At 57.2% G+C, this 21,784-nt stretch carries 23 protein-coding genes, 1 tRNA gene and 1 pseudogene; 4 read left to right on the forward strand and 21 right to left on the reverse strand.

Annotated elements, in window-relative coordinates; translation table 11 throughout:
* The 16 genes from H9C73_RS12965 to H9C73_RS13040 all read right to left on the reverse strand — a co-directional run bounded on the left by H9C73_RS12965 (window position 1) and on the right by H9C73_RS13040 (window position 12,000).
* A tRNA-Lys gene (locus tag H9C73_RS12965) sits at window positions 1–76 on the reverse strand.
* A gap of 57 nt (window positions 77–133) precedes the next feature.
* Window positions 134–814, reverse strand: coding sequence for a 7-cyano-7-deazaguanine synthase QueC (gene queC, locus H9C73_RS12970; RefSeq protein ID WP_209288325.1), 681 nt, complete (start codon window positions 812–814; stop codon window positions 134–136).
* Between the two features lie 33 nt (window positions 815–847).
* Window positions 848–1,693, reverse strand: a complete 846-nt coding sequence (gene ybgF / locus H9C73_RS12975) for a tol-pal system protein YbgF (protein WP_209288326.1) — start codon at window positions 1,691–1,693, stop codon at window positions 848–850.
* The gene (gene pal / locus H9C73_RS12980; protein ID WP_209288327.1) at window positions 1,690–2,229 is read right to left on the reverse strand and encodes a peptidoglycan-associated lipoprotein Pal; all 540 of its coding nucleotides are present in this window, start codon (window positions 2,227–2,229) and stop codon (window positions 1,690–1,692) included. Before pal ends, ybgF begins: the two co-directional genes overlap by 4 nt.
* 61 nt (window positions 2,230–2,290) lie before the next feature.
* Complete coding sequence (tolB, locus tag H9C73_RS12985; RefSeq protein WP_209288328.1) at window positions 2,291–3,598, reverse strand: Tol-Pal system beta propeller repeat protein TolB; 1,308 nt, start codon at window positions 3,596–3,598, stop codon at window positions 2,291–2,293.
* Window positions 3,592–4,512: a cell envelope integrity protein TolA gene (gene tolA, locus H9C73_RS12990; protein WP_209288329.1), complete on the reverse strand. Its 921-nt coding sequence runs from the start codon at window positions 4,510–4,512 to the stop codon at window positions 3,592–3,594. Before tolA ends, tolB begins: the two co-directional genes overlap by 7 nt.
* Window positions 4,513–4,517: 5 nt before the next feature.
* Window positions 4,518–4,934, reverse strand: a complete 417-nt coding sequence (gene tolR / locus H9C73_RS12995; protein WP_209288330.1) for a protein TolR — start codon at window positions 4,932–4,934, stop codon at window positions 4,518–4,520.
* 9 nt (window positions 4,935–4,943) lie between these two features.
* Window positions 4,944–5,624 carry a protein TolQ gene (gene tolQ, locus H9C73_RS13000; RefSeq protein ID WP_209288331.1) on the reverse strand — a complete coding sequence of 227 codons (681 nt, stop codon included), beginning with the start codon at window positions 5,622–5,624 and terminating at the stop codon, window positions 4,944–4,946.
* Complete coding sequence (ybgC, locus tag H9C73_RS13005; RefSeq protein WP_209288332.1) at window positions 5,624–6,055, reverse strand: tol-pal system-associated acyl-CoA thioesterase; 432 nt, start codon at window positions 6,053–6,055, stop codon at window positions 5,624–5,626. The genes tolQ and ybgC overlap by 1 nt, the downstream gene beginning before the upstream one ends.
* Before the next feature lie 65 nt (window positions 6,056–6,120).
* A complete protein-coding gene (locus H9C73_RS13010) occupies window positions 6,121–6,477 on the reverse strand; it encodes a TraR/DksA family transcriptional regulator (RefSeq protein WP_209288333.1) in 357 nt (118 codons plus the stop codon).
* A gap of 115 nt (window positions 6,478–6,592) precedes the next feature.
* Window positions 6,593–7,603 (reverse strand): Holliday junction branch migration DNA helicase RuvB, encoded by a 1,011-nt coding sequence (gene ruvB / locus H9C73_RS13015; protein ID WP_209288334.1) that lies wholly within the window; start codon window positions 7,601–7,603, stop codon window positions 6,593–6,595.
* 8 nt (window positions 7,604–7,611) lie between these two features.
* Window positions 7,612–8,244, reverse strand: a complete 633-nt coding sequence (ruvA, locus tag H9C73_RS13020; RefSeq protein ID WP_209288335.1) for a Holliday junction branch migration protein RuvA — start codon at window positions 8,242–8,244, stop codon at window positions 7,612–7,614.
* A 20-nt stretch (window positions 8,245–8,264) separates the two neighbouring features.
* Window positions 8,265–8,783, reverse strand: a complete 519-nt coding sequence (ruvC, locus tag H9C73_RS13025; protein ID WP_209288336.1) for a crossover junction endodeoxyribonuclease RuvC — start codon at window positions 8,781–8,783, stop codon at window positions 8,265–8,267.
* Window positions 8,784–8,853: 70 nt separating this feature from the next.
* Window positions 8,854–9,591 (reverse strand): YebC/PmpR family DNA-binding transcriptional regulator, encoded by a 738-nt coding sequence (locus tag H9C73_RS13030; RefSeq protein WP_209288337.1) that lies wholly within the window; start codon window positions 9,589–9,591, stop codon window positions 8,854–8,856.
* Between the two features lie 92 nt (window positions 9,592–9,683).
* Window positions 9,684–11,447 carry an aspartate--tRNA ligase gene (aspS, locus tag H9C73_RS13035; protein ID WP_209288338.1) on the reverse strand — a complete coding sequence of 588 codons (1,764 nt, stop codon included), beginning with the start codon at window positions 11,445–11,447 and terminating at the stop codon, window positions 9,684–9,686.
* Window positions 11,448–11,553: 106 nt separating this feature from the next.
* Window positions 11,554–12,000, reverse strand: a complete 447-nt coding sequence (locus H9C73_RS13040; RefSeq protein ID WP_209288339.1) for an HIT family protein — start codon at window positions 11,998–12,000, stop codon at window positions 11,554–11,556.
* Window positions 12,001–12,051: 51 nt separating this feature from the next.
* Here H9C73_RS13040 and H9C73_RS13045 point away from each other — a divergent pair.
* Window positions 12,052–13,193, forward strand: a pseudogene (locus H9C73_RS13045) (GNAT family N-acetyltransferase).
* A gap of 9 nt (window positions 13,194–13,202) precedes the next feature.
* On the opposite strand, the gene H9C73_RS13050 reads toward H9C73_RS13045, so the two are convergent.
* Entirely contained in the window at window positions 13,203–14,519 is a 1,317-nt protein-coding gene (locus tag H9C73_RS13050; RefSeq protein ID WP_209288340.1) for a Na+/H+ antiporter family protein, read from the reverse strand.
* 81 nt (window positions 14,520–14,600) lie between these two features.
* The gene (locus H9C73_RS13055) at window positions 14,601–15,218 is read right to left on the reverse strand and encodes a flavin reductase family protein (protein WP_209288341.1); all 618 of its coding nucleotides are present in this window, start codon (window positions 15,216–15,218) and stop codon (window positions 14,601–14,603) included.
* 227 nt (window positions 15,219–15,445) lie between these two features.
* Here H9C73_RS13055 and H9C73_RS13060 point away from each other — a divergent pair, with 227 nt between their 5' ends.
* The gene (locus H9C73_RS13060) at window positions 15,446–15,721 is read left to right on the forward strand and encodes a hypothetical protein (protein WP_209288342.1); all 276 of its coding nucleotides are present in this window, start codon (window positions 15,446–15,448) and stop codon (window positions 15,719–15,721) included.
* A 100-nt stretch (window positions 15,722–15,821) separates the two neighbouring features.
* On the opposite strand, the gene H9C73_RS13065 is transcribed toward H9C73_RS13060, so the two are convergent.
* Window positions 15,822–16,751: an electron transfer flavoprotein subunit alpha/FixB family protein gene (locus H9C73_RS13065; RefSeq protein WP_209288343.1), complete on the reverse strand. Its 930-nt coding sequence runs from the start codon at window positions 16,749–16,751 to the stop codon at window positions 15,822–15,824.
* Window positions 16,751–17,500, reverse strand: coding sequence for an electron transfer flavoprotein subunit beta/FixA family protein (locus H9C73_RS13070; RefSeq protein ID WP_209288344.1), 750 nt, complete (start codon window positions 17,498–17,500; stop codon window positions 16,751–16,753). The genes H9C73_RS13065 and H9C73_RS13070 overlap by 1 nt, the downstream gene beginning before the upstream one ends.
* 259 nt (window positions 17,501–17,759) lie before the next feature.
* On the opposite strand from H9C73_RS13070, the gene H9C73_RS13075 reads away from it, so the two are divergent.
* Entirely contained in the window at window positions 17,760–19,394 is a 1,635-nt protein-coding gene (locus H9C73_RS13075) for an electron transfer flavoprotein-ubiquinone oxidoreductase (RefSeq protein ID WP_209288379.1), read from the forward strand.
* A gap of 156 nt (window positions 19,395–19,550) precedes the next feature.
* Window positions 19,551–21,293: a PAS domain S-box protein gene (locus H9C73_RS16385; protein ID WP_209288345.1), complete on the forward strand. Its 1,743-nt coding sequence runs from the start codon at window positions 19,551–19,553 to the stop codon at window positions 21,291–21,293.
* Between the two features lie 16 nt (window positions 21,294–21,309).
* Here the strand turns inward: H9C73_RS16385 and H9C73_RS13085 are convergent, their stop codons facing one another.
* Window positions 21,310–21,729: a YccF domain-containing protein gene (locus H9C73_RS13085; RefSeq protein ID WP_209288346.1), complete on the reverse strand. Its 420-nt coding sequence runs from the start codon at window positions 21,727–21,729 to the stop codon at window positions 21,310–21,312.
* Window positions 21,730–21,784 lie beyond the last annotated feature (55 nt).

Below are 21,784 nucleotides of genomic sequence, written 5' to 3' on the forward strand. Positions count from 1 at the left end.
TGGTGGGTCGTATAGGACTCGAACCTATGACCAATTGGTTAAAAGCCAACTGCTCTACCAACTGAGCTAACGACCCAATGGGCTGCGCATTTTACCCTTAAATCGGCAAATGGCAACCCCTGCCAGAGACTTTTTACATATACCGCGTCGGATCCTCGACACCGGCGTCTTCAAAGCCCTTGGCACGCAGGCGGCAGCTGTCACAACGACCACATGCACGCCCCTGATCATCGGCCTGATAGCAGGATACAGTGAGCGCGTAGTCGATCCCGAGCGCCGTGCCCTTTTCGATAATATCAGCCTTGGTAAGGTGCATCAGCGGCGTTTTGATGCTGATCGGATCGCCTTCTACCCCCCGGCGGGTCGCCAGGTTTGCCATTTTTTCAAAGGCTTCAATAAACTCGGATCTGCAGTCCGGATACCCGGAATAGTCCACGGCATTCACACCGATGAAAATGGCATCTGCATCCAGCACTTCGGCCCAGCCGAGCGCCAGTGACAGAAACACCGTATTACGTGCCGGGACATAGGTGACTGGCACCCCTTCACACGCATCTTCAGGGACATCGATGCTGTTATCCGTCAGCGCCGAACCCCCAAAGTCTTCCAGACTCAGGCGCAGTACACGGTGCTCGACCGCGCCCACCTGTGCGGCAATGGCCCGAGCCGCATTCAGCTCGGTTAAAGAACGCTGTCCGTAATCAAAGCTCAAGACGAAGCAGGCATAGCCTTCAGCCTTGGCCATTGCAAGAGCAGTTGCTGAATCAAGACCGCCGGACAACAGTACGACCGCTCGCTTTTCACGTTGTTTCATCAAGGTTTTGCCAATTAAAACTCAAGCTGCTGATTAAGGCGCCAGGTAGCCACGAGCCAGATCTGCCGCCGATGACTGCGGATAGGTTTCGATCACTTTCCGCATGGTATTTTCGGCCTGAACCCTATCACCACTGCGGCCAAAGAGCACGCCCAGTTTATAGAGCGCATCAGCGGCCTTGCCATGGCCCGCAAACTGCTCGATCACATGCCGAAACGCTGTTTGTGCCGGCTCAAGCTGTTGCCGTGCAAGGTGCACTTCCCCTTTCCAATACCAGGCGTTGGGCACCAGGTCACTGCCGGGGTAGTCCTGAATGAACGCTTCAAGGGCCGCATTGGCCTGCTCAAATTGGCGCTCACGGATCAGGGCATAGACCCTTTCATAGGCCTCACGATCCGCACGGCCACCGGCCTGCTCGACTGACTCGTTCGGGGTGTTTGCAGCGGACTCCTCAGCCTTCACAGAACCACCTTGAGCAGGCTGACCCGTGGCCGGAGCAGCCTGTTGAGGCGTTTGCCCGACTTCAGGTATTGCACTGCCCTCTGCTGAGGCCGACGCCGCATCGACCGACAGGGATTGGAACAGCAGACTCAAGCGGCGATCCACGTCGCGATAGCGGTCACGCTGCTGCTGCTCAAGCAGATCAATTCTTCGCTGTTGCTGCTCAACCGTACCGCGCAGGGTGCGCACCTCATCCTGCAGCTGCTGAATCAGCAACACCATCTCGTTGCCGGCAGGATTACCCAGCGCCACCGACGACTGACCCGTACCATTTACGGATGCAGGCTCGCGTATTTCGATGACTGGAACCTCGGCCCAGACCGGCGTGGTGACACTAAGCCACCCCGCCAGACCCAGCCAATGCCTGCGCGCAATCATTTGCTCAGGTATTTCAGTTCAACACGGCGGTTCTTGGCCCATGAAGCAGCATCATGACCAATCATAGCCGGCTTTTCTTCACCGAAGCTGACGCTTTCAACCTGGCCGGATGCCGCGCCATTGACCATCAGCAGGCGCTCAACCGCCTTGGCACGACGCTCACCCAGCGCCATGTTGTATTCACGGGTACCACGCTCATCCGCATGACCTTCCAGACGAACGGCAGCACCCGGGTTCTGCGCGAGGTAGCGGGCATGCGCCTCGAGATCGGCAAAGCCCTGCTGGCGAACGACAGCCTTGTCGAAGTCGAAGTAGAAAACGGTCTGCAACTGGTTCAGATCTTCGCGGGTCACAACCTGACCTGCGGACACACCACCGGAGGAAGCACCATAGCTACTGGCGCCTGAACCGGACTGACCGCCATTGGCCGAGCCGGCTGAACCACCGTCTGTGGTCGTGCTGGTGGTACTACAGCCCGCCGCCCAGATCATGGCGGAAGTAATGGCTACGGCTTTAGTGAAATTGGCTACGCGCATGCTGTTTCCTCTACTCATTCATTTTAAGTTATTAACGTTAATTGTTCCGGCTAAAGGGGCCTCATCGCAGGTAGGGCGACCAGGCCGGTTCACGCACATCACCCGTGCTGGCAGGCATGCGGAACTGTACGCGACCATCAAGCGATACGGCCGCCAGCACTCCACGTGTACCTTCCTGGGTTGCATAGATGACCACACTGCCATTGGGGGCGATGCTCGGAGACTCAGCCAGCCCTGAGCGTGTCAGGATATCGACACGGTCAGTCTTCAAATCCTGTACCGCGATATCAAAGCCGTTCCCGCCGCCCTGACTGCGATGAACCATCGTCAGAAAGCGCCCGTCCTGTGTCAGACGGCCACGCGCATTATAGTTGCCCTCAAACGTCAGTCGCTCAAGGTTGCGGGTTGCCAGATTGAGCCGGTAGATCTGTGGCTGCCCGCCCCGGTCGGAGGTAAAGATGAGCGACTGGCCATCCGGAGACCAGCTCGGCTCTGTATCGATACCATAATGTCGAGTGACGCGCTGAAGCTCGCGTGTCTGGAGGTTCAGCAAATAGATTTCCGGGTTTCCGTCACGGGACAGGACCAGCGCCAATCGCTGCCCATCAGGTGACCAGGCAGGCGCGCCATTCAAGCCGGGGAATGACTGAATACGCTCACGCTGACCGGTTGCCAGATGCTGTACATAGATGGAGGGCTTGCCGGTCTCAAACGACACATAGGCCAGCTTGCTGCCATCCATCGACCAGGCCGGAGACAGGATCGGCTGAGGTGACTCCAGAATGGTTTGTGCCCGCGCACCGTCCCAATCCGCCAGCATCAAACGGAAACGCTGTCGATCAGCGCCCATTTGCTCCGCCGTCACGTAGACAATCTGGGTCGAGAAAGCACCCTTCAGCCCCGTCAGCTCTTCGAAAATGCGATCGGAAATAAAGTGCGCAGCATCTCGCAACCCCTCCGGCGTGACGGAAACGTTCTCTGTCAGGAGGGACGTTTCCCGCAACACGTCGAACAGTTCATAGGTTACCGAAAGCTCGCCGGAGCCCGTTGCCTGCACACGCCCTATGACGACGTAATCCATCCGCGAAATGCGCCAGTCACGAAAGAATACGTCCTGCTGCCGGCTGGGGAAGCCCAGCATGTTGTCACGTGACATGGGCTCAAAAAAGCCGCTGCGACCCAGATCCTGCTCAACAACCTGCGCCACGTCTTCACTCAGTGCGAGTGCACTCTCGTTGGCAAAAGGGACAATGGCAATGCGGGTCGGGGACTCCACCCCCTGAGTGACTTCAACGACCAGTTCAGCATGCACCGGCACCGTAAAAAGCGTCGCCAGCATGAAAGTCCATAGCTGTATCAGTTTTACCACCTGAGCCCCTCCGGCCTGAATTTCACTAGGAGTTTACGCAATCTGCGCTCAAACAGAATCGGATCGACCTCTGCAATCCGCGGAAAGGTCTGTACCCGATAGACTGCCTGCACGGCAGAGTTATCAAATGCCGCATTGCCACTGCTGGTATCGATATAGGCCTGATCCACTTCTCCACTGGGCAGGAAATGAATCGCCACCACCGCTTCCATACCGTTGCGAGCGGTGCTGGGTATACGCCAACTGTCCTGCAGCACCGCCTGTATGTAACCGCGGATATCACCGATAACCGCCTGTGAGGCCTGACGCGCTGCCGCTTGAGCCTGCTCACGCGCCTGGCGCTCACGCTCCAGCGCCTGCTGAAGCTCTTTCTCTGCGGCCGCCTGCTGCTCGCGTCGCTCAGCCTCCTGACGCGCCAGTGCTTCCGCCTCACGTCTGGCCTGCTCTTCCGCCTTGCGTGCCTGCTCTTCCGCCTTGCGCTTGCGTGCCTCAGCTTCTGCCTTTTTACGAGCGGCCAGTTCCGCCTGGCGTTTTTGCTCGGCCTCCCGCTTGCGCGCCAGTGCCTCTTGCCGCTTGCGCTCGGCAGCTTGCTCCGCCTTGCGTTTGGCCTCAGCCTCAGCCTTCTTGCGCTGCAGCTCCTGCTGGCGCTTTTCAGCCAGGGCCCGTTCACGCTCGCGACGCTCACGCTCCTTGGCAGCAGCCTGCTGGCGGGCTTTTTCTTGTGCGGCCTGTTCCTGCTCAGCCTGGCGCTGCGCCAGCGCATTCAGTTCGATCATTTGAGCCTGAATGTGGCGAGGTGTATTGCGCCTTGGCTCGGCATGATCAATCCAGTGGGTACTCAACAGCAAGAGCACCGCACCATGAATCAACAGCGCCAGACACGTGGGCAGAATATAGCTTCTCAAATCCACCATCAGGCCTATTCTGTTACCAGGCCAACACTGCTGGCACCGGCACCCTGCAACAAGACCATCAGTTGTACCACCTGATCATAGCTGGCCGCTCGATCCCCCCTGACCAACAGCAACTTGTCAGGGGCCGCCTGCAGCACCTTGCCGACTCGCTCGGCTACCTGACCGGCATTCAGTGGCGTTTCTTCATCGCCACCGACATTAATGTAGTAACGCCCTTCTGCATCAACTGTCAGGATAACAGGTTCCTCGTTCTGGTCGTCCACCGGTTCAGCCGATGCCTGTGGCAGTTCCACACTGACACCCTGGGTCAGCATGGGCGCCGTTACCATGAAGATAACCAGCAATACCAGGGTGACATCAATGTACGGCACCACATTGATTTCCGAGTTCAGACGCCGCTTTTTGCGATCTTTACGAATCATGTGTCAGCCTCAGGCCGCGCGGTGAACGCGACGGTACAGAATGCTGGAAAATTCATCGGCAAAGGTGTCGTATGCATTCAACAGACTTTCGGCCTGTGCCGAGAAGCGGTTGAAGGCGATGACCGCCGGAATCGCGGCAAACAGGCCAATCGCCGTCGCGACCAGCGCTTCCGAAATCCCCGGCGCCACTGATGCCAGCGTTGCCTGATGCACATTGGCCAGTCCTCGAAAGGCATTCATGATGCCCCACACCGTGCCAAACAGGCCCACATAGGGGCTGGTTGAACCTACGGTCGCGAGAAAAGGAAGATGTCGTTCGAGGCGCTCTTCCTCTCGCGCCATGGCAACCCGCATGGCACGCTGTACGCCGTTCATGATCATGTCCGGGTCGCTGCCGCTTTTCTGGCTCAGGCGGGTATATTCCTGCAGCCCTGCACGAAAGATGTTTTCGGCACCACTGGTCGCGTTGGGAGATTGATTGACCTCGCGAAACAGCTGCCCCAGATCAATGCCGGACCAGAAACGGTCTTCAAACTGCCGCAATGATCGACGTGCCTTTCGCATCACCTGATTGCGCTGGAAAATCATCACCCAGGAGAGAAAGGAGGCCAGCAGCAGCGACAGCATCACCAGCTGCACGACAAGGCTCGCATTCAGTACCAGGCTCCAGATGGACAGCTTATCTTCCATTACTTCTCCTCAACGGCCAGCTGCGGCCCAAAACCATTCGTTAGTTGTTCTATCAGGTTTGCAGGCCAACGCCGGGGCTTCATCTGCGTCGCGGTTACACATGCCACGATGATTCTACCCTGACAAAGCAGAACAGAATCTGAAGACCGAACAATCCGCTGCGAAAAGGTGACACGGGTTGGCGAAACCGATTGGATTTCCACATCTATCAGAAGTTCATCATCCAACCGGGCAGGCTTGCGATAATCACACTCGGCATGAGTGACAACGAAGATGATGTCTTCGTCAGCGAGGGATTGCTGAGACACACCATGGTGACGAAGCAGCTCGGTGCGAGCCCGCTCCATGAATTTGAGGTAGTTGACGTAGTACACGATACCGCCAGTATCGGTATCTTCAATATATACCCTGACCGGCCATTGAAACGGCATGCCGTTGCCCTGCTAAAACCCTGATGGCAGACAACAATAACAGCCGCAGATTTTAAAACAAGAGTTCACCCCTGACAGGCCATACAGGTACTGATCAAGGGGTCTGCACGGAGAAGATTGAGCTCGATCGCCTCGCCACATTCAACGCAACGACCATAGTGGCCGCGATTGATTCGCTCCAGTGCCTCGTTACAGGCCGCGATCGTATCCAGGTGCTGACGCAGGTGCTCAAGCTCAAGCCGACGGGCCAGCTCCAGTGCCGACTGACGCTCGGTCTTGCCTTCGGGCACCTGGCGCAGCAGGTGACGGGCATGCTCTATCTTCTTGAGCTCCTCGCCAAGCTCCTCGTGGAGCGTATCCAGAAGCTCATGCAACTCCTCGGCGATACCCTGCAGCTCATCCTGACTCATGACTGCCGACATGGGAGCGACCCTCTTAGTGAATGGACGGCTTCATGCTAAAGCAGTATGGTCCTATTGGAAGTTGATCCTGGTCAGGCAGTCGCCACTGGTCACTATTTCATCATTTCCATTGATATCAGTCAGGCCGCTCGATACCGAAGTGGACGTAGGCATGATCGGTTACTACACGTCCACGCGGGGTGCGCATGATAAACCCCTGCTGGATCAGATAGGGCTCAAGCACATCTTCAATGGTATCGCGCTCTTCGCTGATGGCCGCTGAAAGGTTGTCGATCCCGACCGGGCCACCGGAAAACTTCTCGATCATGGTTAACAGAAGACGGCGATCCATGTGGTCAAAGCCACGCTCATCCACGTTCAACATGTTCAAGGCCAAATCTGCTATCTCCTTGGTGATGCAGCCATCGCCTTTCACCTCGGCAAAATCCCGGGCTCGCCTCAGCAGACGGTTGGCAATACGCGGCGTACCCCGAGAGCGGCGGGCAATTTCACGTGCACCCTCAGGCTGAACTTCCGTCTCGGTCAACTGACCCGAGCGCATCACGATGCCGGTCAGATCATCAATGGAGTAGTACTCAAGGCGCTGCACGATGCCGAAACGATCACGCAGGGGCGATGTCAGCGAGCCGGCACGAGTGGTGGCCCCAACCAGCGTGAATGGCGGCAAATCGAGCTTGATGGAGCGCGCGGCAGGCCCTTCACCAATCATGATATCGAGCTGGTAGTCTTCCATGGCCGGATACAGCACCTCCTCCACATTGGGGCTGAGGCGGTGAATTTCATCAATAAACAGAACGTCACCCGGCTTCAGATTGGTCAACAGCGCGGCCAAGTCCCCAGCCCGTTCCAGCACGGGGCCGGAAGTGGTGCGAATCTGAGACCCCATTTCATGGGCAATAATGTTGGCCAGGGTCGTTTTACCCAGTCCGGGCGGACCGAATATCAGCGTGTGATCCAGTGCTTCGCCGCGAGCGCGAGCAGCATGGATAAAGATTTCCATCTGCTCACGCACCGCGGGCTGCCCTTCATAGTCCTGCAGCAGCTTGGGCCGAATGGCGCGATCATGCACCTCTTCTGTGGGCGTACTGGCTTCTGGAGTGATAAAACGATCTGCTTCGATCTTCATGCCGACCTCTAGCCTGTCACCATGGTTTTCAGCGCCTGACGGATCAGGTTCTCGGTATCTGCATCCGCTCCCAGTACATCGGCAGCCTGCTCAATGGCACGGGTCGCCTGCTGCGGCTTGTAGCCCAGCGCAACCAGAGCGCTTTCGGCTTCGGCACGATGATCAACGGAGGCTTCTGTCGGAGCAGCCACCTGATTACCGGCGCTCAGTTCCAGTTCGGTCAGTGTTGGCAGTTCCAGCTGTGCCAAACGGTCCTTCATTTCGACAATCAATCGCTCAGCGGTTTTCTTGCCGACACCCGGTATGCGCACCAGCGCCGTAGTATCTTCATGGTGCACCGTGCGAATGAAGTCATCGGCCGAAATGCCCGACAGGATAGACAGTGCCAGTTTGGGCCCCACTCCATTCACCTTGATCAGTGCACGGAACAGCAGCTTTTCACGGCTGTTCTCAAAGCCGTAAAGCAGTTGCGCATCTTCTCGCACCACGAAATGCGTATGCAGCCCCACTTCTGCTCCAACCTCGGGCAAGCCGTAAAAGGTATTCATCGAGGCCTCAACCTCATACCCCACGCCACCGACATCCAGCAACAACCAGGGCGGCTGCTTTTCCAGAATCCGCCCTCTTAAATAGCCGATCACTTCCTGATTTCTCCTGTCATCTATAACCGCCAGCGGCCACTGGAGCGACCACGCGTCCGTACGGGCTGAGACTGTCCTGAAGAGGTATGCGCATGGCACAGTGCTATGGCCAGCGCATCGGCCGCATCAGCCTGCGGCAGACCGGGCAGCTTCAGCAAATGTGCCACCATATGCTGCACCTGCGACTTGTCTGCCCCGCCATTCCCGACAACAGACTGCTTCACCCGCCGTGCCGCGTATTCCGATACCGGCAGCGCCTGATTGGCGCCGGCAACAATGGCCACCCCCCGCGCCTGACCCAGCTTAAGCGCCGAATCTGCATTGCGGGCCATGAACACCTGCTCGATGGCCATTTGATCAGGCCGGTAACGTTCGATCACTTCGCTGACACCCGCGTACACCTGCTGCAGACGGTCGGCAAGCTGTTCCCCGCTGATGCGGATACAGCCACTGGCCACATAGGTGATGCGCACACCCTGAATGTCGATTACACCATAGCCGGTGATACGTGAACCCGGGTCTATTCCCAAAATCCGCATGCGTGTCTCTTGACTGCGCCCATAAAAAACCGGGGTTGCCCCCGGTCTTGTCCGCTACACTGCCCCGTGCTTACTGCATGGACTCTTCCGGAATCTCCGCATTGTGATACACGTTCTGGGTATCATCCAGATCTTCCAGTGCATCGATCAGCTTAAGGGCCTTGATGCCTGCATCAACGTCCAGCTCAACGGTGGTGGACGGGATCATGCCAACTTCAGCATAAACGGGCTCCAGACCGGCATCCACCAGCCCCTGCTTGACGTCCATGAAGTCCTGCGCGGGTGCAAATACATCGATGGAGCCATCTTCATTGGTCACCACATCGTCAGCACCGGCTTCCAGCGCGGCTTCCATGATCGCTTCTTCATCCGCATCTTCACCAAAGGTGATCTGGCCCTTTTTCTCGAACAGGTAAGCCACGGAGCCGTTGGTGCCCAGATTACCGCCCGCCTTGTTGAAGGCCGCGCGTACCTGCGACACAGTACGGTTCACGTTATCGGTCATGCACTCAACCAGAATCGCGACACCGTTCGGGCCGTAGCCTTCATAGGTCAGCTCGTCGTAGTTGTCGCCTTCACCACCACCGGCACCACGCTGGATCGCCTTTTCGATGGTGTCCTTTTTCATGTTGGCACCCAGCGCCTTGTCGACAGCGGCGCGCAGGCGCGGGTTGTCATCCGGGTTTCCACCCCCCTCTTTCGCCGCTACTGTCAGCTCACGAATCAGCTTGGTGAAAATCTTGCCTCGCTTGGCATCCTGTGCTGCCTTGCGGTGCTTGATGTTAGCCCATTTGGAATGACCTGCCATATAACTACATCCTCGATTGATTTCAGGGCCCGCAGGCCCTGTTCATCTATTCGTATGGTTAGCGGCCGCCTGGCCGACCTGACCGGGAACGATCAGGGAGTCTTGCGAAGCTTGATGTTCAGCTCACGCAGCTGTGCTGCACTGACTTCACCCGGGGCATCAGTCAGCAGACAGGCAGCACTCTGAGTTTTCGGGAAGGCAATCACTTCGCGGATAGACGAAGAGCCGGTCATCAGCATAACCAGTCGATCCAGACCGAATGCCAGACCACCGTGAGGCGGCGCACCGAACTTCAGCGCGTTCAGCAGGAAGCCGAACTTTTCTTCTGCCTCTTCGTCAGAGATGCCCAGCACCTTGAACACGGCCTTCTGCATGGCCTGGTCGTGGATACGGACAGAACCGCCACCCAGCTCGGTACCGTTCAGCACCATGTCATAGGCACGCGACAGCTTGCCTTCAGGCTGCTCGATCAGTTCTTCCGGCGAGCAGCTCGGCGCGGTGAACGGGTGATGCAGCGCAGTCAGACCGCCATTGTCGGTTTCCTCGAACATCGGGAAGTCCACGACCCACAGCGGCGCCCATTCACGCTCGATCAGGTTCATGTCTTCGCCAACCTTGATGCGCAGAGCACCCAGCGCTTCGTTGACAATGTGTGCCTTGTCGGCACCGAAGAAGACGATATCACCATTCTTGGCTTCCAGACGCTCCATCACCTTCATGGCAACGTCTTCACCCAGGAATTTGACGATCGGTGACTGGAGGCCTTCTGCGCCTTTTTCCAGTTCATTCACCTTGATCCACGCCAGCCCCTTGGCACCGTAGATACCAACAAACTTGGTGTAGTCATCGATGATCTTGCGTGTCAGCTCGGCACCACCCGGCACTTTCAGCGCCGCTACGCGACCTTTCGGATCCTTGGCAGGACCGGCAAAGACCTTGAACTCGATATCCTGCAGCAGGTCGGCAACGTCAACCAGTTCCAGCGGAATACGCAGGTCCGGCTTGTCGGAACCGAAGCGCTGCATGGCTTCCGCGTATGGCATACGCGGGAACTCACCCAGATCCACGTCCAGAATCTCGTTGAACAGGTCGCGGATCATGCCTTCGGTCAGCCCCATGATGCCTTCCTCGTCCATGAACGAGGTTTCGATGTCGATCTGGGTAAATTCAGGCTGACGATCTGCACGCAGGTCTTCGTCGCGGAAACACTTGGCGATCTGGTAGTAGCGGTCAAAACCGGACACCATCAACAGCTGCTTGAACAGCTGAGGTGACTGCGGCAGCGCGAAGAAGCTGCCTTCATGCGTGCGGCTTGGCACCAGATAGTCGCGGGCACCTTCCGGCGTCGCGCGGGTCAGAATCGGGGTTTCAATATCCAGGAAGCCGTTTTCTTCCAGGTAGTTGCGGATGTTGTGGGTAATTTTGGAGCGGAAACGCAGCTTGCGCTGGATTTCGGGACGACGCAGGTCGATGTAGCGGTGACGCAGACGGACATCCTCACCCACTTGCTGGTGTTCATCGAGCTGGAACGGAGGTGTCTCGGCCTTGTTCAGAATGACCAGTTCCTTACCCAGTACTTCGATTTCACCCGTGCCCATTTCCGGGTTAATGGTGCCTTCAGGACGCGCACGCACAGTGCCGCGCACCTCTACAACGTACTCGTTGCGCACACTATCGGCCAGATTGAAGCTTTCTTCGCGGTCGGGGTCGAAAACAACCTGAGCGATACCTTCGCGGTCACGAAGATCGAGGAAAATCACGCCACCGTGGTCACGACGGCGGTGAACCCAGCCGCTCAGTGTGACATCTTCACCAATGTGTTCTGCTCTGAGATCGCCGCAATAATGGCTGCGCATAGTATCCTGTTCCTGTATCCGAGTGTGCAACGTGGAATTCAAAGGCGGGGATTATAACCGATTTGGCCGGGCCTGACAGGCCCGGCGGCGGGAATGCATCCGATGATCAGTTATGAGGTTCAAATGCCAGTTCACCCTGAAGCAAAACCTCCAGCTTGCCACGCACCTGAGCAAGGGCTTCGTCCGTGTAGGGAACGGCCGGCACTTTGCCCCAGACCGGCCCGGGCCAGGCAGGATCCGATTCACGGCGTGCAATGACATGCATGTGTAACTGCGGCACCATATTGCCCAGCGTCGCCACATTCATCTTGCGTGCCTGAAACAGGTCCGCCAGTGTTTCCGACAGCTCGCTGGCTTCCTGAATCAGTTGCTGCTGCTCACTGGCCGGCAAATGATAGATTTCGGTCACCCCGGCTCTGCGCGGAACCAGAATGAACCAGGGGTATTGGCTATCATTCATCAGTAACAGCCGGCACAGGGGGAAGTCACCAATGGCGATGGTGTCGGTCACAAGACGGGGGTCCAGCTCAAATTCAAGCTCCAACTCGTCCATTCAGGGCTCCTTATCAGAATCCAAACAGTGACATGATTAGTATAGGCCAGCATGTATAAAGTCAATCTGCACCCCTCTATCAGTGACATAGCGGCCGACGAGTGGGACCTGCTGTGCAATACCCGATACCCGTTTATCCAGCATGCATTCCTGTCTGCACTGGAAGAGTCCGGCAGCGTAGGCAGCGACACCGGCTGGCAGCCGCTGCACGCGCGCGTAACCGATGAGCATGACCGGCCCGTCATGGTGATCCCGCTTTACCTGAAATCTCACTCCTGGGGCGAATATGTATTCGACTGGGCCTGGGCAGATGCCTATGAGCGCAACGGGCTGCCTTATTACCCGAAACTCGTGAACGCCATTCCCTTTACGCCGGCAACAGGCCCCCGCTTTGGCAGCAACCTGCCGACCGCTGAGGCCTGGGCGCTGCTTCCGGTCATTTTGGACCAGATCATGCAGGATATCAGCGCCTCATCCTGGCACTGCCTCTTTCCTCAGGCGACAGCACGCGAGCATGTCGAACCCTCGGTACTGAGTCGACTTGGCACCCAGTACCACTGGTTCAACCCTGGCCATGAACATTTCGATGATTTTCTCGACACCTTCACATCACGCAAGCGAAAGTCGGTGCGCCGTGAACGACGCAAGGTTCAGGAGCAGTCAGTTTTACTTAAACGACTGACGGGGGCTGACATCACGCGGGAGCGGCTGGACCAGTTCTACCGCTTTTACCAGATGACCTATCTCAAGCGGGGTCGCCAGGGCTACCTGAGCCCCGATTTTTTCACCTGTTACACGCACGCATGCCGGACAGCCTGCTGCTGGTAACCGCCGAGGCGGAGCCTGAATCACGACCGGTCGCGGCAGCACTGTACTTCATGGATGACCAAACACTATACGGGCGCTACTGGGGCTGTATTGAACAGTATGACAGCCTGCATTTTGAGGCCTGCTACTATCAGGGAATCGAGTTCTGTATCGAACGGCGACTGCAACGGTTCGATCCCGGGGCGCAGGGTGAGCACAAGATACAGCGGGGCTTTGAGCCGGTCAGAACCTGGTCCTTGCATCGGATGGCGCATCCCGACTTCCACCGAGCAGTTGATCGGTTCCTGGATGAAGAGCGCGAAATGATGCAGGAGCAGATCGAGATGCTGAACACCTGGCTGCCGTTCAAGCAGCCAGGCGATTGAACAGGCGGGTCAGAGCACCATGGCCGCAGCCCAGCCGGCGAGCAGCAAAGGCAGGTTGTAGTGCAGGAAGGTCGGGACAACCGTATCCCAGATATGATGATGCTGGCCATCAACATTCAGACCCGAGGTTGGCCCCAGGGTGGAGTCAGACGCAGGAGAGCCTGCGTCGCCCAGCGCACCGGCAGTGCCCACCAGGGCTACAATCGCCAGCGGGCTGAAGCCCAGTGACAGTGCCAGCGGCACGTAGATCGCGGCAATGATCGGAATGGTCGAAAACGACGAGCCAATACCCAGCGTCACCAGCAAGCCTACAACCAACATCAGCAGGGCCGCCAGCGCCTTGTTGCCACCAATCAGATCAGCCGTACCACTGACCAGCGTGGCAATTTCGCCCGTTTCGCGCATCACCTCGGCAAAGCCGGCTGCCGTGATCATGATAAAGCCGATCATGGCCATCATCTTCATGCCGTCAATCAGGACCCCATCCGCCTGTTTCCAGCGGATAATCCCGGTCAGTGTACACACCATATACCCGGCCAGTGCCCCCAGCACCATGGAGCCACTCCAGAGCTGAATACCAAAGGCCGCCAGTATGGCCGCACCAACTGACAACAGACGCATGGGGCTGTAGTTGACCTCGACACGCTCCGCTGCCTGCAGTCGCTCCATGTCGTACTGTCTTGGCTTGCGGTAGCTGAACAGCGCCAGCACAAGGCCGGCCAGCATGCCCAGTGCCGGGATCCACATGGCAGCCATCACATTGATGCCATCGGTCGCCAGGCCGTTATCCGCCACGTTCTGCAGCAGGATGTTATGCAGGTAGATGCCACCAAAGCCCACCGGCAGGAACATGTAAGGCGTCACCAGGCCGAATGTGAGTACACATGCGATGAGACGGCGATCCAGCTGCATTTTGCTCATCACCATGAGCAGCGGCGGTACCAGCAGCGGAATAAACGCGATATGGATGGGAATCAGGTTCTGAGACGAAATGGCCACGGCCACCAGCGCCAGCACCAGCGCGTACTTGACCATACGCCCCTTATGGCCATCACTGTTCCCCAGCTTGCGCTGGACCATGTCCGCCATGGCATGCGGCAGACCCGACTGGGCAATGGCAACAGCAAAGCCGCCCAGCATGGCATAGCTCAGTGCAACTTCGGCACCACCGCCTATGCCACCACTGAACACATCCAGCGTATGCTCAAGCCCCATGCCCGACAGTAAACCGGCGGTCAATGCACCGACAACCAGCGCCACCACCACCGGTGTGCGCAGAAGGCTTAAAACCAGCATCACGACAACCGCCGCGAGTACAGCATTCATCTTTTTTCTCCCCCAAGGCAAGCCTAGCCAGATACAAAAAAGCGCGCACTCTGCAGCAGTCACCCGGAGAAGTCAAACCGCTCAGCGACGGTCGATGCGAAACACCTCATCCAGACTGGCGTACTCGGACCCGCCCAGGCGAGCCAGGGGCTTGATCCTGTCAGCGTCAAACCGAACCCGCCCCTTCCCGTCTTCAAAGCAGACCCGGTCGTCGATCCAGACTTTTTCGACCTCAACCAGGAACAGGTTCTGAGGCTTGTTACCCACCTCCAAGTGCTGATAGAGCCTGCAGGCCAGTGCAATGGGTGCCGCTGCCAACCGCTGCAGGCCGGTGCCTTCGAAGCCCACCAGCTCCAGCCCCAGCCGCTCCACTTCTGACTCGCCAAAAGCCATCTCTTGCGCAGAGTCAGTGACCCATTGGGCCTGACTGTCCGTGGCGATGTGTACCACGCCGCGCTGCCTTTCTGTCAGGTTGCGTACACTGTCCTTGGCCTCTCCACTGGTCTTGTTGCCCATCGAGAGCATCAGAATGGGCGGATCGCTGCAGACAACGTTAAAGAATGAAAAAGGGGCAAGGTTGAACTGGCTGGCCTGGTCATCATTGGGCGTCAGTAACCATGCGACCGGTCTGGGAATTATGATCTGGGTCAAGGCATGGTAAATATCGACCGGTGCCATATTTTCGGGCTGAAGTATCATTGCTGCTCCTGCTCAATGTCACTGGGTGGCACAGAATACCACCTTTACCCTTTCGCTCCGATTTTTGTGCGCAAACGCAGCATGAGACATTCTTCAGCTTTGATTGGAGTGGATGAAAAATACGCAGCGCGCACAGCTCGCAAAATATCCCCTCCCCTCTAAACTGAGAAACTCAGGTTTTGGTTTCAACTCAGATCACCCCCACAAAACGGTGCAGGAGGAATGGCATGTTGACATACGAAGAGTGCCTGGAGATGAGCGAACTGTCGGCTGACGAAATTGCAGCCATTGCGGAACATGAGCATATGGACCCCATGATCGCCGTAGCGCTGGGTCATTACCTGGTGACCCATGATGGCGAGCAGCGCATTCAGCGCTTCATCATTGATGATATTGAAAGAGCCAAGCGGTGTGGCGACCAGAAAAAGCAGGCACTCCTGAACAGCGCCCTGCAGCATTTCATTGCCACTCACCCCTCACATCAGGTTCCACGGGCATCCTGAGATCATTCGAGCAGGCGTCAAGGCAGCAGTCGGGAAGATAGCGGCTCCAGAGCAAAGCCGCCAGAGAACTTGGCCACGGCATGAAGCCGTGGCCTTTTATTTACAGTGAGCTATCCAGCTCCGGTAGTGCCGTAAACAGGTCAGCCACCAGACCGTAATCGGCCACCTGGAAAATCGGGGCTTCCTCATCCTTGTTGATCGCAACAATCACCTTGGAGTCTTTCATCCCGGCCAGATGTTGAATCGCGCCCGAAATACCGACGGCGATGTACAGCTCCGGCGCCACAATTTTACCGGTCTGCCCTACCTGCATGTCATTGGGAGCAAAGCCGGCATCAACCGCCGCACGAGAAGCCCCCACGGCAGCCCCCAGCTTGTCGGCAACCTTCTCGAGCAGGTGGAAGTGTTCGCTGTCAGCCATGCCACGCCCGCCGGAAATAACGACACGCGCCGACGTCAGTTCCGGCCGATCAGACTGCGCCATCTCTTCACTGATATAGCGGCTCAGCCCCGTGTCCTCCACCTGTTCCAGCGATTCCACGGCTGCCGAGCCTCCTTCGGCGGATACAGCATCGAATGCAGTACCGCGCACGGTGATCACTTTGACCGGATCCAGCGACTGAACCGTTGCAATGGCATTACCGGCATAGATCGGCCGGGCAAAGGTATCTGCAGATTCAACCTTGATAATGTCCGATACCTGACCTACATCCAGCAGTGCTGCCACGCGCGGCATGAAGTTTTTGCCGTTGGCAGTTGCGGGCGCCAGAATATGCGTAAAGCCTTCTGCCAGTGACACAATCAGCGCCGCCATATTCTCGGCGATCTCATGATCATAGGCACTGTTGTCTGCCACCAGAACCTTGGCGACACCTTCGGCACTGGCTGCCGCCTGACCGGCCGCTGAGCAGCCGTTGCCTGCTACCAGCAGGGTCACGTCCCCCCCAATTTGTGCCGCCGCAGCCAGGGTGCTCAGAGTCGAGGGCTTGAGCGTTTCATTATCGTGTTCAGCAATTACCAGAATGCTCATCAGATCACCTTCGCCTCGTTTTTCAGTTTATCGACCAGCTCAGCCACATCAGCCACCTTGATACCCGCAGAGCGCTCAGCCGGCGGTTCAACCTTGAGCAGCCGGGTATTGGCTTTTATCTCCACACCCAGATCTGCCGGTGTCAGCGTATCCAGCGGCTTGCGCTTGGCCTTCATGATGTTGGGCAGAGACGCATAGCGGGGCTCATTCAGGCGCAGATCGGTGGTTACCACAGCCGGTGTATTCAGTTCTACCGTCTGCAGACCCCCATCCACTTCACGGGTTACCTGCAGCGTGTTGCCGTCAACCTTGATTTCGGACGCGAAGGTCCCCTGACCCATACCGGTCAATGCGGCCAGCATCTGGCCGGTCTGGTTGTTATCGCTGTCAATCGCCTGCTTGCCCATCAGCACCAGATCAGGCTGTTCCTTCTCCACCACCTTGGCCAAAAGCTTGGCAACCGAGAGAGATTCCAGCGGCTCGTCACTCTGAACCAGAATGGCACGGTCAGCACCCAGCGCCAGCGCCGTGCGAAGCTGCTCCTGCGCGGCCTGCGGCCCCAGCGAAACAACGACGACTTCCGTTGCCGTACCGGCTTCCTTCAATCGAACCGCCTCCTCAACTGCGATTTCACAGAAGGGGTTGATCGCCATCTTCACATTGTTGAGATCCACGTCGGAGTTGTCCGACTTGACCCGGACCTTGACGTTGTAATCGATAACTCGCTTAACCGTTACCAGAACCTTCATTGCGTTACCCTTACCTTGTGTATTTGACCGCGTATTGCAGCCTCACCGCTTGCGGGTGCTGTCCTGCATCATAACCAGCGACACAGAATAAGCAATAACCCTGATTTGAAAGCCTTATCCCTCGCCAAAAGGGGCTGGCGCTTTACAAATAAGGGTTTTTACTTATGATAGCGCAGATAGACATGTCATACGATGTGGCACACAACAATAAGAACACAGCATCCACACCGATGGAGGAAATACCGTGAATCGTGAATCGATGGAATTTGATGTTGTCGTCGTCGGCGCCGGCCCTGCTGGCCTGTCCGCTGCCTGCCGCCTGATGCAGCAGGCGCAAGCCGCCGAGCAGGAACTCACCGTCTGTGTGGTGGAGAAAGGCTCCGAAGTCGGTGCCCATATCCTTTCCGGTGCCGTCATGGAAACACGTGCACTCGACGAACTCTTCCCGGATTGGAAAGAAAAAGGCGCACCTTTGAATACTGCGGTCACTGAAGACCAGGTATTCATGCTGAAGGATGCAAACAGCGCATCCCGACTGCCCAATGCCTTCGTACCCAAAACCATGCACAACGACGGCAACTATATTGTCAGCCTCGGCAACGTCACCCGCTGGTTGGCGGAACAGGCCGAGCAGCTGGGCGTGGAAGTGTTCCCGGGCTTTGCAGCAGCAGAAGTACTGTACAACGAAGATGGCAGCGTCAAGGGTATTGCCACCGGTGATATGGGCGTAACGGCCAATGGCGAGCAGGGCCCCAACTATATGCCCGGCATGGAGCTGCATGCCAAATACACCATTTTCTCCGAAGGCTGCCGTGGCCATTTGGGCAAGCAGCTGATCGAAAAATTTGCCCTCGACAAGGATGCCGACCCGCAGCACTACGGTATTGGTATCAAGGAACTCTGGGATATCGATCCGGCCAAACACAAGCCCGGCCTGGTCGTACATGGCTCCGGCTGGCCCCTGAGTGACGGCGCCAGCGGCGGCTTCTTCCTCTACCATGCCGAAGACAATCAGGTTGTTGTAGGCCTGATCATTGACCTGAACTACTCAAACCCCTGGTTGAGCCCGTTCGATGAATTCCAGCGCATGAAACACCACCCTGAGATCAAGCAGTATCTCGAGGGCGGCAAGCGTGTTGCTTATGGTGCGCGCGCCATCACCAAAGGCGGCTTCAATACCCTGCCGAAGATGACCATGCCGGGTGCCTTGCTGATCGGCTGTGACGCCGGCACCCTTAATTTCTCCAAGATCAAGGGCATTCATACGGCAATGAAGTCCGGTATGCTGGCGGCTGAATCCATCGTTGAAGCCCTTGCCAAGGGTGATGAAGGCGGCAAGGATCTGACCGGGTTTACCGATGCCTACACCTCCTCCTGGCTGTATGACGAACTCTATCGTGCCCGCAATTTCGGTCCTGCGATGCACAAGTTTGGTCCCTACCTGGGGGGCGCCTTCAACTACATCGACCAGAACTGGTTTGGCGGCAAGATCCCCGTCACCCTGCACGACACGCACAAGGATCACGAGCAGCTCAAGCCTGCCAGCGACTGCACGGAGATTCAGTATCCGAAGCCGGACGGTGTACTCTCATTCGACAAGCTCTCGTCTGTTTTCCTCTCCAATACCAACCACGAGGAAGATCAGCCCTGCCATCTGCAACTGAAGGATGCCAGCATCCCGATCAGCCAGAACCTGCCGAAGTTCGCCGAGCCGGCCCAGCGCTACTGCCCGGCAGGCGTATACGAGGTTGTTGAGGGCGACGAGGGACCACAGTTCCAGATCAATGCGCAGAACTGCGTGCACTGTAAGACCTGTGATATCAAGGATCCGGCCCAGAACATTACCTGGGTTGTCCCTGAGGGCGCCGGCGGCCCCAACTACCCCAACATGTAATCTTTCGGGGCCGGCCCCGGTGTCGGCCCCTGCCCTCCCTCCTGACATTTTTTCTTGTCGCTTTTTTGCAACTCGCATGCTCTAAACCTGATCCTGCGCGTAAGCAGTGAACACCCATGAATCGTTCAGCTTACACGCCCCCCAGAGGAGCATGACATGTTCAGTACCACTTCGCGCCTGGCTGAAAAGTCACTGGAGCAAAGCACCATTGCGGTGGTGACTATCGATGACCAGAACAAGATCGTGAACTATAACCCCGCTGCGGAAGCACTATGGGGTTACAGCGCCACTGAAGTACTGGGCAAGAACGTTAAAATACTGGTTCATCCCGCGCATCGGGATCACCATGATGACCATGTCAATCGGCATCGCAAGGACGGTCAGGACCGTATCGTCGGGTCTTCCATCGAGATCGAAATTCAGCGTAAAGACGGCAGTCACACCTGGATCAACATCACCATTTCTCAGATTAAGGTTGGCCGCAAAACCTACTACACGGCCTTTGCGCGAGATTGCAGCAAGGAACGTGAACAACGCAACATGGTCGAGCAGATTCTGGCCCAGACCAATGATGCGGTTGTCACCATCGACAAGGCCAACAAGATCATGTTCTGCAACGATGCGGCCGTTGAACTCTGGGGCTATAGCCGCGACGAGATGCTGGGCGAAAATGTGAAAATGCTGGTGAGCCCCGAGCATCGCGATAACCATGACGGCTACGTCAACCGCAACCGTGATTCGGGCATCAACCGCATAATCGGCAAGCCGGTCGAGCTTCCGGTTCACTGCAAGGATGGCAGCAAAAAGTGGGGGCTGTTTACGCTGGCCCGCGTTGCGGTTGGCGATGACGTACTCTTTACGGCCTTTGTAAAGGATATTACGGAAGATGTTCAGCGCCGTGACGAGATCGCCATGCTGTCACTGGTCGCCAACACCACCAGCAACGCCGTGGTGATCACCGACAGCAAGGGTGCCATCGAGTACGTCAACCCGGGGTTCACCCACATGACCGGCTATGAGCTGGATGAAGTCAGGGGCCGCATTCCGGGCAGTTTCCTGCAAGGGCCGGCGACTGACCCTGCCGTTGTTGAGCGCATCGGTACCTGCCTGAGCCGACAGGAACCCTTCTACGAAGAGATCTTGAACTATACACGCAGCGGCAAACCCTATTGGATCGCCATGTCGATCAACCCTGTGTTCAATGACCAGGGGCGTGTCGAGAAATATATTTCGGTTCAGGCCGACATCACCAATACCCGCCAACAGGCCAAGGACTCCTTTGACCGACTGGACCTGATGGACGAAGCGCTGATGGTGGTTGAGTGGGATCAACAGGGTACCCCTGTCCACTACAACGAGCTGTTTGCTTCCAAAGCAGGTCCACAGGAGGATGCTCAAGCGGCCTGTCGGTCTCTTTGGCAGCAGATCGAAAAGCAGTATCGGGACAACGGCAGCTCGGACCAGATCAAAATGCTGGTCGGCTTTACCGACAACACCGGCAAGGAGCATGCGTTTGACGCTCGGCTGAGTCAACTCAAGGACTTCGAAGGCAATGTCACGCGCTACGTGATGTTTGGCGTTGACGTGACCGACCGTCAAGCTGCTGTGCAGGAGACACACCAGGCAATGGAGGAGCTGCTGCGCGTCGGTCAGGAGATCGGAAATATCATCGGCAGCATCTCAGGGATTGCTGACCAGACCAATCTGCTCGCCCTCAACGCGGCCATTGAAGCTGCCCGAGCCGGTGAAGCCGGGCGCGGGTTCTCCGTCGTGGCTTCTGAGGTCCGCGATCTGGCAGGCCGCTCTTCCGATGCTGCGTCACAAGTTTCACAATTGGTTGATGCCACACGTGAGCGCATCGACCAACTGGCTCATTCACTGGATAAAATCGCCGACTAGGCTTTGCCCACCGGCCTCACTCCACCCATCGCGGACGATCGCTGTCGATCACGGTCTGCCCGATGGGTGAAAGTGTAATCAGTGCCAGCTTAAGGTGCTGAATACCGAACGGAATGCCGATAATGGTGATGAAGCAGGCGACGGCGGACATCAGGTGACCGACTGCCAGCCAGATCCCCACCAGCACAAACCAGATGATGTTCCCGATAAGCCCCAGCGCTCCCGTTCCGATGTCATCATGACCGGAAATGGCTTTACGGCTGACCGCTTCCTTGCCAAACGGAAAGAAACAGAAAGTGCCGATCACAAAACAGGCCCGCGCCCAGGGCAACCCGATGATGGTTATCATGGCCAGCAGCCCTGCCAGGTACCAGGCCAACCCCATCACGACCCCACCCAGCAGAAACCAGATAATATTGCCCAGCAGCCTCAGCATGACCCCTTACTCCCATTATTAAAATTATTAGTCCCTCAGTATCTACATGATTGTT

This window comes from Marinobacterium alkalitolerans, from assembly GCF_017776525.1.
Classification (GTDB): domain Bacteria; phylum Pseudomonadota; class Gammaproteobacteria; order Pseudomonadales; family Balneatricaceae; genus Marinobacterium; species Marinobacterium alkalitolerans.